The sequence below is a fragment of the Paenibacillus terrae HPL-003 genome (genome assembly GCF_000235585.1).
Taxonomy (GTDB): domain Bacteria; phylum Bacillota; class Bacilli; order Paenibacillales; family Paenibacillaceae; genus Paenibacillus; species Paenibacillus terrae_B.
Genome location: NC_016641.1, coordinates 2,522,044 through 2,537,295, shown reverse-complemented (window position 1 = coordinate 2,537,295; position 15,252 = coordinate 2,522,044). Strand labels below are relative to the sequence as shown.

Genomic DNA, 15,252 nt, shown 5'->3' with positions numbered 1-15,252 from the left:
ATTTTGCTACAATCCTTTGCTCCTGCTACTTCGTATCAGGACTGCTGTTTAGGAATTCCATTCAGGCTTGGAGGATATTTCGCTTGCTTCTCTGGATGTGGAGCAATTTCTTCCTCCAAAATACTTGATTTATTTTGCTGATTATTGATTTTAAGCGGTTTATGCTTGGACATAACTACTCACCTCCTCGGCTTACCATGCCAAAGAGCAAGAGTTTTTATACCGATTGCTGCTTGCTTCTTGTCTTTACTGCTGACTTAGTATTGCTCTACTGTTAGCTTTCCGTTATTTACCTTGCTTTTGATCCATAGCTGCTTTTAGCAGATCACCCAGACTGGAGCCAAGAGGCTCCTGCTTTTCATATTGTCTTACCAGCTTCTGCTGTTCACGTTTGTTTACCCGCTGCTTGTCCTTATCCAGCGTCTCGGTAATGCCGCAGGCCAAGCATCTTACATACAGCCCCGCCTTGCCCTCTTTCATTTCCATTTTTTTATGGCACTGCGGACAACGACGATTCGACAAACGTTTTTCTCCCGAACGGCGATAACCGCAATCCGCACTTGGACATACGAGGAACTTGCCCTGTTTGCCCTTCTTCTCCAAAAGCTTTGTACCACAATCCGGGCAATGGCTGTTCGTCACGTTATGGGGCTTGTATTCGGCACTGCTATTTTTCACAGTGGAAACCAGCTCTTTCGCCATCGCACGAATGGAGTCCAAGAACGGTCCCGGTTGCCCTTGACCACGCGCGATTCGTTCCAGCTCCGCTTCCCAGCGTGCCGTCAGCTCCGGTGTTCTTAGCTGTGGAGCTGCCAGCTCAATCAATTGTTTGCCTTTCCCCGTTGGATGCATTACATTTCCCTGACGTTCAATCGTATCCGAGCTAACAAGCTTCTCAATCAGATCTGCGCGAGTAGCAGGAGTACCCAGACCATGCTTCTCCATCTGAGCGAGCAGTGCCGCTTCCGTATACCGCTTCGGAGGCATCGTTCGTCCAGCACGCACAAGGCAACGCTGAATCCGGACGGAATCCCCTTTTTTCAGTTCAGGTAAAATAACACCACTTCCGTTGTCCTCACGTTCCTCTGCTTCTTCGTCCGTATCATAGAGACTTCCGTCATATACAGCACGCCAGCCACTATCTTTTATCGTCGTGCCTTTGACTTGAAACGTTTCCTGCTCTACCGTTACCGCAACTGCTACAGCATCATAACGAGCAGGTGGATAGAAAAGACTGATAAATCGCCGCGCAATCAGATCATACAGCTTACGTTCCTCCGGGCTTAGCTGATTAAGCAATAATGTCTGCTCTGTAGGGATGATCGCATGATGATCCGTCACTTTACTGTCATCCACAATTCGCTTCGAGATCGTCAAGCTCTTGCGCAGTAACGGACGTGCCAAGGAAGCATACGGACCTACAGCCACACTATTGAGCCTTTCCTTAAGAGTATCCACCATATCCGATGTCAGATAACGGCTGTCTGTACGTGGATACGTGACCAGCTTATGCTGCTCATACAGACGTTGAAGCACATTAGACGTCTGCTTGGCCGAAAAGCCGTAGCGCTGGTTGGCATCCCTTTGCAGCTCAGTTAAATCATAAGCCAACGGGTGTGGCTCATTCTTTTCACTTTTTTTGACACTGTCAACCGTGCCTTTGACGCCTTCCAATTTGCGGCGCAAAGCCTCTGCTTGAGTACGGTCAAACATGCGTGAATCGCCATTTTCCGCACGCCAAGTCGCCTGAAAATCACCAAAGTCTGCCGTCAATGTATCATATTCCTGAGAACGAAACTGAGTAATCTCCTTCTCACGTTCCATAATCATCCCCAGCGTCGGTGTCTGTACCCTTCCCGCCGAAAGCTGAGCGTTATAGCGACACGTCAATGCACGGGTCACATTCAAACCAATCATCCAGTCTGCTTCAGCCCGACAACGAGCCGATTCGTACAAACGATCAAACTGCTGCCCAGGCAACAGCTTCGCGAAGCCTTCCTTGATCGCCTTGTCCGTCTGCGATGAAATCCACAAGCGGCGGAAAGGCTTTTTCCAGTTCGCCATTTGTATAATCCAACGTGCCAACAGCTCCCCTTCACGAGCAGCATCCGTTGCCACAATAAGTTCTCCAATGTCCTGCCGCTTCATGAGCTGCTGCACAGCCTTGAACTGATGATTGCTTTCCCGCAGTACCTTCAGTTTGGTGCTCTTCGGGAGGATTGGCAGGTCCTCCAAATTCCAGGTTGTATACTTGGAATCATAATCCTCCGGCTCTGCCAGTCCAACCAAATGTCCTAACGCCCACGTCACAACATACTTGGGCCCCTCTATATAGCTTTTATGCTTCTCACGGCTTCCCATCACACGTGCAATCTCTCTGGCTACGGATGGCTTTTCTGCTAATACTAATACCTTCATGTTACGCCCCTTTCTCTTATATTATTAATTATACCATCCTCCCATCTTGCGATAAATCAAATGCCAACGCTCTCAAAGACATGATAGTACTTACTCTTACATTTCATTGGACAGCTTACAAATCAGGCACGCTCCATTTTAACAGCAGACCTGCGTAAGTCAGTCCCCCTCCGAACCCATATAACATTACCCGCTGCCCATACCGTAAACGTCCATCATCCAGACCGCACTGTAAAGCCAAAGGAATAGATGCCGCCGATGTATTGCCACAAAACTCTACACTTGTCAGCGTCTTTTCCAAAGGTATTGCCCCTCGTTCACATATGGATTCGATCATTCTCAAATTGGCGCTATGCGGTACAAACCAATCAAGGTCCTCATTCTTCATTCCAGCCTGCTCCAATAACCGTTCTACTCCCGCTGGGACAGAACGAACAGCCCATTTATAAACCTCACGTCCATTTTGAACAAGAAATCCATTAGTTTGCAGCTTTTCTTCATCCAAATAATTAGATAAACCTGCCCGATAGAGATGAACTCCCCCTTGCCCATAAGTTCCGATATCTGCAGTCAAAAATGATCCTTCATCCTCGTCATATTCAACAAGAGCAGCCCCTGCACCGTCTCCAAAAAGTACACAAGTCGTTCGGTCCGTATAATCTGTAATTTTAGACAACGTTTCCGCTCCCACCACTAACACCTTACGGTGTAGACCACCCGTAATAAGGCCATTAGCCAGGTGAAGTCCATAGGTGAACCCTGCACATGCTGCACTTACATCCATTGATCCCGTATCTGGAATATTAAAATGTGCCTGAATCCGTGAAGCCGTACTTGGAAAGTAGTAATCAGGTGTACTTGTTGCTACAATGATCATATCAACTTCGTTTATATTTACGTCATAGAGGTTAACCATACGTGTAACGGCTTGAATGCATAGATCAGATACATATTGATCTTCAGCCGCAATTCGCCGTTCACGCATACCCGTTCGTTGCACAATCCACTCGTCACTAGTATCCACAAGCTTCTCCAAGTCAGCATTTGTCAAAATCCGTTCAGGTACATAAGTACCCAGGGCCGTAAGCTTTGCTTTAGAATTCAACAATCTGATCACTCTCCTTTATAATCCTTGCCCCTATTATAACACCTGATACTAATACCTGGTACTAATTTATTTCAAAATAGCTTCAATTGGTACAAGTTAGTCTCAATTTGTATCTTTCCTTTAAGTTAAGTATAGATGTCTTACCTTTTCAACGCAAAAAAAGAACCATAATCTCAAGGAGATCATAGTCCTTCTTACTTTTGCTTGGCGACGTCCTACTCTCCCAGGACCCTGCGGTCCAAGTACCATCGGCGCTGGAGGGCTTAACGGTCGTGTTCGGGATGGGTACGTGTGGAACCCCTCCGCTATCGCCACCAAACATGAATTTGTTAAACAAATTCTACCGTATGGGTATTCGGTTCATCACGAATCGTGTGAATGAATAGCCATGCGCTTTTCGTATGTATCTTCTACATACCTTCAAGGTGTTACACCCTGAAAACTGGATCCGAAACTCAATTTGCGTTTTATTCTTAGGATAAGCCCTCGACCGATTAGTATTGGTCAGCTCCATGCATTACTGCACTTCCACCCCCAACCTATCTACCTCGTCGTCTTCAAGGGGTCTTACATACTGGGAAATCTCATCTTGAGGGGGGCTTCACGCTTAGATGCTTTCAGCGCTTATCCCTTCCGTACATAGCTACCCAGCGGTGCTCCTGGCGGAACAACTGGTACACCAGCGGTACGTCCATCCCGGTCCTCTCGTACTAAGGACAGCTCCTCTCAAATTTCCTACGCCCACGACAGATAGGGACCGAACTGTCTCACGACGTTCTGAACCCAGCTCGCGTACCGCTTTAATGGGCGAACAGCCCAACCCTTGGGACCTACTTCAGCCCCAGGATGCGATGAGCCGACATCGAGGTGCCAAACCTCCCCGTCGATGTGGACTCTTGGGGGAGATAAGCCTGTTATCCCCAGGGTAGCTTTTATCCGTTGAGCGATGGCCCTTCCATGCGGTACCACCGGATCACTAAGCCCGACTTTCGTCCCTGCTCGACTTGTTGGTCTCGCAGTCAAGCTCCCTTCTGCCTTTGCACTCTTCGAATGATTTCCAACCATTCTGAGGGAACCTTGGGGCGCCTCCGTTACTCTTTAGGAGGCGACCGCCCCAGTCAAACTGCCCACCTGACACTGTCCTCGTACCGGATCACGGTACCAAGTTAGAACCTAGATACGATCAGGGTGGTATCCCAAGGATGCCTCCTCTCAAGCTGGCGCTCAAGTCTCTCAGGCTCCCACCTATCCTGTACAGATCGTACCCAAATTCAATATCAAGCTGCAGTAAAGCTCCATGGGGTCTTTCCGTCTTGTCGCGGGTAACCTGCATCTTCACAGGTATTAAAATTTCACCGGATCTCTCGTTGAGACAGCGCCCAAGTCGTTACGCCATTCGTGCGGGTCAGAATTTACCTGACAAGGAATTTCGCTACCTTAGGACCGTTATAGTTACGGCCGCCGTTTACTGGGGCTTCGGTTCATAGCTTCGCCCTAAAAGGACTTACCACTCCCCTTAACCTTCCAGCACCGGGCAGGCGTCAGCCCGTATACTTCGCCTTGCGGCTTCGCACAGACCTGTGTTTTTGCTAAACAGTCGCTTGGGCCTTTTCACTGCGGCCCCCTCGGGCTATTCACCCTACCGAGGCACCCCTTCTCCCGAAGTTACGGGGTCATTTTGCCGAGTTCCTTAACGAGAGTTCTTCCGCGCGCCTTAGAATTCTCTTCTCGCCTACCTGTGTCGGTTTGCGGTACGGGCACCTTCTCCTGGCTAGAGGCTTTTCTTGGCAGTCTGAGATCATGACCTTCGCTACTACAATTTTCGCTCCCCATCACAGCCCAGCCTTACGATGTGCGGATTTGCCTACACATCAGCCTCACTGCTTAGACGGACATCCATCAGTCCGCGTCACTACCCTACTGCGTCACCCCATCGCTCATAGCGGATTACGGTGGTACAGGAATTTCGACCTGTTGTCCTTCGACTACGCCTTTCGGCCTCGCCTTAGGTCCCGACTTACCCTGAGCGGACGAACCTTCCTCAGGAACCCTTAGGCTTTCGGCGGATCTGATTCTCACAGATCTTTTCGTTACTCATACCGGCATTCTCACTTGAATGCAGTCCAGCGCTCCTTCCGGTACACCTTCAACCCGCATTCAACGCTCCCCTACCCCTGATACCTAAATATCAAGCCATAGCTTCGGTGGCGTGTTTAGCCCCGTTACATTTTCGGCGCAGAGTCACTCGACCAGTGAGCTATTACGCACTCTTTCAATGGTGGCTGCTTCTAAGCCAACATCCTGGTTGTCTGTGCAACTCCACATCCTTTCCCACTTAACACACACTTGGGGACCTTAGCTGATGGTCTGGGCTGTTTCCCTTTCGACAATGGATCTTAGCACTCACTGTCTGACTCCCGGAACCAAGTCTATGGCATTCGGAGTTTGACTGAGCTTGGTAACCCTTGCGGGCCCCGCACCCAATCAGTGCTCTACCTCCACGACTCTTATTCCGAGGCTAGCCCTAAAGCTATTTCGGGGAGAACCAGCTATCTCCGGGTTCGATTGGAATTTCTCCGCTACCCCCACCTCATCCCCGCATTTTTCAACATGCGTGGGTTCGGGCCTCCAGTGCGTGTTACCGCACCTTCACCCTGGACAGGGGTAGATCACCCGGTTTCGGGTCTACGTCCACGTACTCAAGATCGCCCTATTCAGACTCGCTTTCGCTGCGGCTTCAGCTCTTCACCTTAACCTTGCACGGGAACGTAACTCGCCGGTTCATTCTACAAAAGGCACGCCATCACCCCTAGATCGGGCTCTGACTTCTTGTAAGCACACGGTTTCAGGATCTATTTCACTCCCCTTCCGGGGTGCTTTTCACCTTTCCCTCACGGTACTGCTTCACTATCGGTCGCCAGGGAGTATTTAGCCTTGGCAGATGGTCCTGCCGGATTCATACGGGGTTTCACGTGCCCCGCACTACTCGGGATCCGTCTCGGAGGGAACAAGTTTTGAACTACAGGGCTTTTACCTTCTCTGGCGGGCCTTTCCAGACCTCTTCATCTAACCGGTTCCTTTGTAACTCCATGTGAGACGTCCCACAACCCCAAGAAGCAAGCTCCTTGGTTTGGGCTAATCCGCGTTCGCTCGCCGCTACTGACGGAATCACTATTGTTTTCTCTTCCTCAGGGTACTTAGATGTTTCAGTTCCCCTGGTATGCCTCTATTCTGCCTATGTATTCAGCAGAAAGTGACTGTCGATGAAGACAGCCGGGTTTCCCCATTCGGACATCCCCGGATCAAAGCTTGCTTACAGCTCCCCGAGGCTTTATCGTTGTTCGCCACGTCCTTCGTCGGCTCCTGGCGCCTAGGCATCCTCCGTGTGCTCTTTGTAGCTTAACCTAGCATTTACAAAGTAAATGCGATTTGTTTTGAATTTCGGTTCATCACCGAAGTGTGAATGAAATTCAAAACAGCTACCTTTATTTCACTTGTTTACACAAGATCAGCGTAAAGGAATATTCTAAAACGCAATTTCGTTTCGGTATCCAGTTTTCAAGGTGCAATTCGCTTCAAGAAAGCGAAACCCGATGAATATTTCGGTTCCACACAGATGTGTGAATGAAACATTCGTCGAAGCTTGAGAGTTTGAGCTCTCAAAACTGAGCAACGAGTGAGTAAGTTTGTGAAGCTTACGCTTCATATTTGAATGTTTCCATTGCAGGAAACGATTCTCCATAGAAAGGAGGTGATCCAGCCGCACCTTCCGATACGGCTACCTTGTTACGACTTCACCCCAATCATCTACCCCACCTTCGGCGGCTGGCTCCCTTGCGGGTTACCCCACCGACTTCGGGTGTTGTAAACTCTCGTGGTGTGACGGGCGGTGTGTACAAGACCCGGGAACGTATTCACCGCGGCATGCTGATCCGCGATTACTAGCAATTCCGACTTCATGCAGGCGAGTTGCAGCCTGCAATCCGAACTGAGACCGGCTTTTCTAGGATTCGCTCCAGATCGCTCTTTCGCTTCCCGTTGTACCGGCCATTGTAGTACGTGTGTAGCCCAGGTCATAAGGGGCATGATGATTTGACGTCATCCCCACCTTCCTCCGGTTTGTCACCGGCAGTCTGCTTAGAGTGCCCAGCTTGACCTGCTGGCAACTAAGCATAAGGGTTGCGCTCGTTGCGGGACTTAACCCAACATCTCACGACACGAGCTGACGACAACCATGCACCACCTGTCTCCTCTGTCCCGAAGGAAAGATCTATCTCTAGACCGATCAGAGGGATGTCAAGACCTGGTAAGGTTCTTCGCGTTGCTTCGAATTAAACCACATACTCCACTGCTTGTGCGGGTCCCCGTCAATTCCTTTGAGTTTCAGTCTTGCGACCGTACTCCCCAGGCGGAATGCTTAATGTGTTAACTTCGGCACCAAGGGTATCGAAACCCCTAACACCTAGCATTCATCGTTTACGGCGTGGACTACCAGGGTATCTAATCCTGTTTGCTCCCCACGCTTTCGCGCCTCAGCGTCAGTTACAGCCCAGAGAGTCGCCTTCGCCACTGGTGTTCCTCCACATATCTACGCATTTCACCGCTACACGTGGAATTCCACTCTCCTCTTCTGCACTCAAGCTCCCCAGTTTCCAGTGCGACCCGAAGTTGAGCCTCGGGATTAAACACCAGACTTAAAGAGCCGCCTGCGCGCGCTTTACGCCCAATAATTCCGGACAACGCTTGCCCCCTACGTATTACCGCGGCTGCTGGCACGTAGTTAGCCGGGGCTTTCTTCTCAGGTACCGTCACTCTTGTAGCAGTTACTCTACAAGACGTTCTTCCCTGGCAACAGAGCTTTACGATCCGAAAACCTTCATCACTCACGCGGCGTTGCTCCGTCAGGCTTTCGCCCATTGCGGAAGATTCCCTACTGCTGCCTCCCGTAGGAGTCTGGGCCGTGTCTCAGTCCCAGTGTGGCCGATCACCCTCTCAGGTCGGCTACGCATCGTCGCCTTGGTAGGCCTTCACCCCACCAACTAGCTAATGCGCCGCAGGCCCATCCATCAGTGACAGATTGCTCCGTCTTTCCTCCTCTCCCCATGCAGGGAAAGGATGTATCCGGTATTAGCTACCGTTTCCGGTAGTTATCCCAGTCTGATGGGCAGGTTGCCTACGTGTTACTCACCCGTCCGCCGCTAGGTTATGTTAAAAGCAAGCTTTTAACATAACCCCGCTCGACTTGCATGTATTAGGCACGCCGCCAGCGTTCGTCCTGAGCCAGGATCAAACTCTCCATTAAAGACCAACCGAAGTTGGTTTATAGAAAGAGCGATTCGCTCATTTTGAAACTGACGAGATAAAATATCTCTCTTACACTCCGATTTCATACAACCTTACGGCATGTAGTGAAACCTTCGTGGTTGATTTTGCGAACAAAATCATTTACTCACTCGTTGTTCAGTTTTCAAAGATCAAACATTTCTTGTTCGTTGACTTAGCTCGTCGCCTTATCAACTCTTATATCTTATCATGTCCGAACCAACTTTGCAAGCATTTTTTAAATCTTTTTTGTAACTCTCGCTCGCAACCTTGTATTTCTTGTCCGGAATTAGAATATATCATAGAAGGAACAAGTTTGCAAGCATTTATTGCATTATTTTTTGAAAATCTCTATTTGTTATTCATTCTTCTTCTCTATAATACTATTCGCTCTCTTCCGGACATTAAATAACTAGAATAAAAAAGAACCCCGCTCCCTGAAACAACAGGAAAGGAGGTTCTGTACTGCAAAGATCTTTTTCAAGCTATATCAAGTTGCTATTCCGAACCCATAAAGGCAAAGCGGATCACTACAATAACAGCAAGCACCCACATAAGCCAGTGAACTTTAACTTTGTTGCTGGTAAACAGATTACTGAATATAGCCAGAACAACGTAAGACAAAATGCCAGCAGAAATACCATTGGCGATTCCGCCAGTAAAAGGCATCAGAACAATGGTAAGGAACGCCGGGAACGCCAGCAGGAAGTTATCCCAGTCAATGTTGCGAACCTGACTCATCATCAGCACGCCAACGATAATCAACGCTGGAGCAGTAGCCGCGGACGGCACAACCAATGCCAACGGTGCGATAAAGAGAGCCAACAGGAATAGAACGCCTGTCGTTACAGCAGTCAGGCCCGTACGTCCGCCTTCTTCTACCCCTGCCGAGCTTTCTACGAATGCTGTAATTGTGCTTGTTCCCAATACTGCGCCGGTACTTACACCAACGGCATCCACCAGCATAGCTTTACCGATGATTTTCTCACCTTTTTTCTTATCCTTCATTATACCTGCACGGGTAGCCGTACCTACCAGCGTACCAAACGTATCAAACAACTCTACAAATGTGAAAATGAAAATGATATCAAACAGCCCAATGTGCAAAGCAGCCTTCAAATCCAACTGACCCACTGCCAAATTACTAAAATCAGGAATCCAGTGGCCTGTTGTCAAACTACTCAGATTCGTTACACCCATCGGAATACCAATCAATGTGGTAGCTACGATACCAATCAGCAAAGCACCTTTGACCCGAACAACCATCAGCGCTGCAATAATGAGCAAACCGATCAGCGCCAGCAGCGCATCCTTTTGATGAACCAGACTACCCAAAATCAGATTAAAAGCATGACCCGGAACCGGCTGACCTACATCCGTCCCTGGAACAATACTTACCATAACCAGATTACACAACTTAAAACCGACAATGGTAATAAACAAGCCGATACCTACTGTAATAGCTGTCTTTAGATTTTCAGGAACCGCAACAAGCAACATCTGTCTCACTCGTGTCACGGTTAAAATCAGAAAGACGATACCGGATATAAATACAGCGCCAAGTGCCGCTTGCCAAGTGATCATACCGTTCGAACTCAAAACTACGGTCATAAAATAAGCATTCAAGCCCATACCCGGAGCCATTCCAATTGGTACATTAACGAACAGCCCCATTAGAATAGTGACCAGTCCTGCACCTACCGCAGTAGCAAAAAAGACGGCTTCGCTGGGCATCCCTGCTCCAGTCGGCCCCAAAAAGGTATTGTTGACCACCAAAATATAAGCCATGGTCATAAAAGTAGTAATCCCCGCAATAATTTCTGTGCGGATGTTCGTTCCATGTTCCTTTAATTTAAAGAAACGCTCCATGAGTCGTAATTCCTCCTACGCAAAGCATACTCGTATTGTTATCGTTCATTTGCTGTAATATTCGCATTCATAAGCGCTATATTACATCCGTTATTTTAGGCCGTCCCCTACTGCTTGTCAACACAAAAAGCGAATGTTGTAATTTGAACACATATGTATTGTTCGGAAAATAGAACGCCCGCCAAGCTGTTGTATAGCTGACGGGTTATCAATTAGGCGAATCAGATATTTTTGTACTTATCAAAAGCATTCGCGGTGTCCGGTATATTTTCCAAATAAACGATCTTACCTTCTGCATCCAGCACCGATCTTACTTTTTTCTGCTCTAACAGGTCGGCAATTTCCTGTAACTGCTGTCCATCGGGCTCCAGCCATATATTTTTGGCCGTTACGCCGTACTCCTTGACCAGCTCTTCGTCAAAATTGCTAACGATGGATACGATCCGTCCGGTGTACTTTTTCAGAACTTTAAAGCTGTTGTTCTGGACATCTCCACCCATCGTATCGAACACAACGTCCACATCGGACAATACATCCTCGAAACGGGTCGTGCGGTAGTCAATGATTTGATCGGCTCCTAATGAAACAAGCAGCTCATGATTGCGCTCGCTGGCTGTCGTAATGACATGGGCGCCAGCTTGCTTGGCAAACTGGATAGCGAACATGCCGACACCGCCTGCGCCTGCGTGGATCAATACCTTTTCACCTTTGGCTAGTTGACCATGTGTAAAGAGCGCCTGCCAGGCGGTCAGTCCTGCCAACGGAACAGATGCAGCTTCCTCCCATGAGATAGAGGCAGGTTAAACGCGCCAGTAGATGGTCATCCACCAAGGTATATTCCGCATAAGTACCAAAACGGGTCGTGTTCGGACGGGCAAACACTTCGTCTCCTACTTTCCAATCGGTTACCTCGCTACCTACTTCCGAGATGATGTCGGCAACATCCCAGCCCAAGAAAATCGGAAACTCCCAATCCATCATTTGCTTCAAATAACCTTCACGCAGCTCCAATCAATCGGATTAATGGAGGTTGCTGCTACTTTCACAACGACCTGATGGGCCTGTGGCTTAGGGTATTTTACATATTCTTCACATTGGTAGACATACGCTGTAATACATTTGTCAAAGAAACAATCTCCTCATCAGCAAACTCACGTAGCAGCTTGTCCTGAAAGGCTTGTCTTTGCTCTGACAAAACTTGCAGCTCTCGAATCCCTGATTCTGTTAGACGAATATAGGTTACACGCTTATCCTGCTCTTTTTTGCCTCGGATAATCAGACCTTCCTCCTCCAACCTTTTCAGATGTCGGGTAACCGCTGCTCCGTCCAAAACCAGTAAATGTTGAAGCTCCAGCTGACTTAATTCCTGTCGATGATGAATATGATATAAAATTTCCACCTTGGTAAAGCTTGTTTTCAATTGCGCTTCAAAAGCAGTATTCATTTCTTTACACAAAAGATGCATGCGATAAAACAATTTGCTCCTATCTGTACAATGTTCGATGACTTTTCCTCCTCCTCCAAATTAATTGACGTATCAATTGATATATCAAGCATTATACACCTCTATGGAAAATATTCAAGCTAAACGACCCGCCTGAGTATTTTCACTTCGGTTTCCTGCTATAGCTCGGAGTAATTCAAACGAAAAGAGTCGTGGTGTATCTGTTCACAGCTATCAATGATCTATAGGTTATAGCGTGTTCATGAATCCAATAATACGAGCTGCCAGCCGCTCATGACCTGCCTGATTTGGATGCAGACCGTCAGGAATACCGTTTTCCCCGGTAAAATACATCTGTCTATGTATAGGCAGCAACGGTTGAATCCCGGCGATATTCCACAGATCGCAGCACGGAAAAGAATACAGCGAAGCCACATCTCTCACGGCCTGCGCATACGCGCTATACACTTGTCCCGTGACTGCATTGGGCAAATGTTCGGGAACCGCTTCACTTGATCCGTGGGGCGGTGTCAGAAAAATGATCAGCTTGTCCGGGTAACGGTTAATTAAACCCTCGGCTATGTGCTTAAGCGCACCATAAAATGTTCGTGTTTCTGTCGACGCTGTGCCTAAGTGACCGAACGGCGTTTCTCCCATCGAAAAATCATTTCTTCCCCCCATAAAAAAGATCACGTCCGCGTGGGGATTCATTTTCTCATAACGCTCACACATGGGTTCAAAGCCACCGCTGGCTACACTGCTACCGGATATACCGTGGTTCTCAAAGGTTTGGAATTCCAGTGCGTCGCTGACGAGGTGGGGGTAGGGCTTTTCTCCATCACGTAATTCATATCCAAACGTAATGCTATCGCCCAGAAATACGGCATGGCTGCCTTGGTATTTGTGTTGATAAGTTGTCATTCGATTTCTCTCCTATCTATTAGATCGTATTATTGATTTCGATAAATTTATGTTCAATCGCTGTCATTTCATGATTTGGCCGGGTTATTAAATACGTATCCATGTAGCCGAAGGTTGGGGGAACCGACAAATAGGATTTTACATTAAATTGCCGCGCCAGCTTCTTGGACATCAAGGTGATTCCCATTCCCATCAAAACAAACTGCACCATCGTATCAAACACCCCTACCTCCACAACCTCGCCATGAGTCAATTGCATGACCTGATACATCTTCTCCAATTGCGTAAGATACAGGCAGCCATACGATAGCATGATAATAGTGGCCCCTTGCAGTACCTGTTCGAGGTCTGAGCCTTCATGGATGCCCTTCCCCACCAGTACCAGATCTTCACGATAACATTTTTGATAATGAATATACGGGCTGGTGGAATAACCTATGACGAAGGCAATATCAAGTTCACCTTCGAGGATCAACAGTTCTATTTCCGTGGTAGTGCCCGTTTTTAAAGTCACAGAAACCTGTGGGTACAGTTCGTATATCATCGTGAGCGCCCTCGTTACTTCGCCTACCACAATGGACTGCATCGTGCCAATGCGCAGCTTTTCCTCTTGAGGTCTCATTTTCATCTCTGTGTCTTGCCACAGCAGCAAAATTTGTTTGAACTGAGCATATAGGATTTCTCCTGCGGGGGTCAGCTCCATACCACGGGGTTTTCGGTAAAATAACGCTGTTTTATAGTGGGCCTCCAGCTTCTTTATTTTGGCCGTCATATTCGATTGCAGGTGATTCAGCTTTTGGGCTGCTTCCGTAAGGCTCCTCAATTCAGCTACTGAAACAAATGCCTGCATGTTCTCAATATCCACGTCTCTACCTCCCATCAAATAAAATGATACCTGCATCACAAACAAACATTATTATTTATGAGTTAAGTGTATTATATTGGCCTTAGACGCTATTTTCCACCCTCATTTTAAAAATTCAGGAGGTATGCAACATGGTCAAAAAGAAGATCCGTACAGGTGTTGTCGGAGGTTCAATGAATAACAAATGGGCGAGTCAGACGCATATTCCGGCTTTACTCAAGCATCCGAACCTGGATATCACAGCCATCGGTACTTCCCGTATGGAGAGTGCACGGGAAAGCGCAGGAGAAGTAGGGGCGGCACTGGCTTTTGATGATGCCAAAAAGCTTGCAGCTTCCGAGGCTGTGGACATGGTGGTAGTAAGTGTAAAAGTCCCTCATCATTACGGGGCGGTTATGGCGGCAATTCAAGAGGGGAAGCACATTTTTTGTGAATGGCCCTTGGGGGCAAACATTGCGGAAGCCACTGAAATGGCTACGGCAGCAGAACAGGCGGGCATTCATCATACCGTCGGCTTGCAGGCTCGGCAGGATTTAGAAGTGCAAACAATGAAAAAGCTGGTGGAGGACGGAGAGATTGGTGAAATTGTGTCCTGTCATATGCAAGTAACTACTCGCGGCAAGGGAGGACGGACAGATCAGGATACGGCCTATTTGCTGAATAAAGCCAATGGCGCCAATTTGCTGACGATTACCGGTGGGCATGCGCTGGACGCACTGCAATACATCGTTGGTGAATTTCGTGAGCTATCGGCTATCACGGCATCCCGTTACAACCAAGCAACTATTCAGGAAACGGGTGAAGTCATTCCCAAGGATACAGCCGATCAGATTTTGATTCACGGATTGTCGGAAAAGGGAACACCGATATCAGTTCACATTCAGGATGGCGTAAACTCTAAATTTGAGATAGAAATTCAGGGAAAAAAAGGAGCTTTGCGTTTGACACAAAAGCCTTCGCTTGGGCATGTTCAATTTGGCAATCTTACGCTCGAAAAACTTGTGTATGATTCAGGCAGTAATAAGGGTTATGCGCCTAGTGACGCTTTTGATGCTTTTGAACAAATTAATATAGCTCCTGAGCCTGATAGCGGCCTGGATTTCCCAAAAGAAGGGGTAACCCTGAATGTAGCGAAGGCTCATCATGTATTTGCCAAGGACATTTTGACGGATACCCGCTTCGCTCCTGATTTTAATCATGCCTTAAAGCTGCATCAGCTACTGGACCGCATTGAGGAATCGGCAGCAACCGGCAAAAAGCTCGTGTGGTAAAAAGCACATAATTAGAACAACAAAACCTTAAAAC

At 47.9% G+C, this 15,252-nt stretch carries 8 protein-coding genes, 3 rRNA genes and 1 pseudogene; 1 reads left to right on the top strand and 11 read right to left on the bottom strand.

The features are described 5' to 3' along the window. Positions 1-35: 35 nt before the first annotated feature. The 11 genes and pseudogenes from HPL003_RS29190 to HPL003_RS11555 all read right to left on the bottom strand — a co-directional run bounded on the left by HPL003_RS29190 (position 36) and on the right by HPL003_RS11555 (position 13,947). Entirely contained in the window at positions 36-173 is a 138-nt protein-coding gene (locus HPL003_RS29190) for a hypothetical protein (RefSeq protein WP_014279834.1), read from the bottom strand. A gap of 112 nt (positions 174-285) precedes the next feature. Continuing rightward, positions 286-2,418 carry a DNA topoisomerase III gene (locus HPL003_RS11600; protein WP_014279833.1) on the bottom strand — a complete coding sequence of 711 codons (2,133 nt, stop codon included), beginning with the start codon at positions 2,416-2,418 and terminating at the stop codon, positions 286-288. A gap of 115 nt (positions 2,419-2,533) precedes the next feature. Continuing rightward, complete coding sequence (locus HPL003_RS11595) at positions 2,534-3,526, bottom strand: ketoacyl-ACP synthase III (protein WP_043922374.1); 993 nt, start codon at positions 3,524-3,526, stop codon at positions 2,534-2,536. A 202-nt stretch (positions 3,527-3,728) separates the two neighbouring features. After that, a 5S ribosomal RNA gene (gene rrf, locus HPL003_RS11590) occupies positions 3,729-3,845 on the bottom strand. Positions 3,846-4,000: 155 nt separating this feature from the next. Beyond that, positions 4,001-6,931 (bottom strand): 23S ribosomal RNA (locus tag HPL003_RS11585). A gap of 339 nt (positions 6,932-7,270) precedes the next feature. Continuing rightward, positions 7,271-8,828, bottom strand: a 16S ribosomal RNA gene (locus HPL003_RS11580). The 16S, 23S and 5S rRNA genes sit together here, the layout of an rRNA operon. 518 nt (positions 8,829-9,346) lie before the next feature. Then, on the bottom strand, positions 9,347-10,717 hold the full coding sequence (locus HPL003_RS11575) for an NCS2 family permease (RefSeq protein ID WP_014279831.1): 1,371 nt from the start codon (positions 10,715-10,717) through the stop codon (positions 9,347-9,349). Between the two features lie 293 nt (positions 10,718-11,010). Next, positions 11,011-11,832 (bottom strand): annotated as a pseudogene (locus HPL003_RS11570) (NADP-dependent oxidoreductase); the annotation flags it as partial. Continuing rightward, the gene (locus tag HPL003_RS11565) at positions 11,796-12,161 is read right to left on the bottom strand and encodes a MarR family winged helix-turn-helix transcriptional regulator (RefSeq protein ID WP_238533470.1); all 366 of its coding nucleotides are present in this window, start codon (positions 12,159-12,161) and stop codon (positions 11,796-11,798) included. The pseudogene HPL003_RS11570 and the gene HPL003_RS11565, both read right to left, overlap by 37 nt. A 249-nt stretch (positions 12,162-12,410) precedes the next feature. Beyond that, a complete protein-coding gene (locus tag HPL003_RS11560; RefSeq protein WP_014279827.1) occupies positions 12,411-13,082 on the bottom strand; it encodes an SGNH/GDSL hydrolase family protein in 672 nt (223 codons plus the stop codon). A gap of 19 nt (positions 13,083-13,101) precedes the next feature. Continuing rightward, complete coding sequence (locus HPL003_RS11555; protein ID WP_014279826.1) at positions 13,102-13,947, bottom strand: LysR family transcriptional regulator; 846 nt, start codon at positions 13,945-13,947, stop codon at positions 13,102-13,104. Positions 13,948-14,078: 131 nt separating this feature from the next. Here HPL003_RS11555 and HPL003_RS11550 point away from each other — a divergent pair, with 131 nt between their 5' ends. After that, complete coding sequence (locus tag HPL003_RS11550; RefSeq protein ID WP_014279825.1) at positions 14,079-15,218, top strand: Gfo/Idh/MocA family protein; 1,140 nt, start codon at positions 14,079-14,081, stop codon at positions 15,216-15,218. Positions 15,219-15,252 lie beyond the last annotated feature (34 nt).

Coding starts and splice junctions, on each gene's coding strand:
- HPL003_RS29190 (WP_014279834.1), bottom strand. CDS start 173: ATGTCCAAGCATAAACCGCTTAAAATCAATAATCAGCAAAATAAATCA.
- HPL003_RS11600 (WP_014279833.1), bottom strand. CDS start 2,418: ATGAAGGTATTAGTATTAGCAGAAAAGCCATCCGTAGCCAGAGAGATT.
- HPL003_RS11575 (WP_014279831.1), bottom strand. CDS start 10,717: ATGGAGCGTTTCTTTAAATTAAAGGAACATGGAACGAACATCCGCACA.
- HPL003_RS11565 (WP_238533470.1), bottom strand. CDS start 12,161: ATGAATACTGCTTTTGAAGCGCAATTGAAAACAAGCTTTACCAAGGTG.
- HPL003_RS11560 (WP_014279827.1), bottom strand. CDS start 13,082: ATGACAACTTATCAACACAAATACCAAGGCAGCCATGCCGTATTTCTG.
- HPL003_RS11550 (WP_014279825.1), top strand. CDS start 14,079: ATGGTCAAAAAGAAGATCCGTACAGGTGTTGTCGGAGGTTCAATGAAT.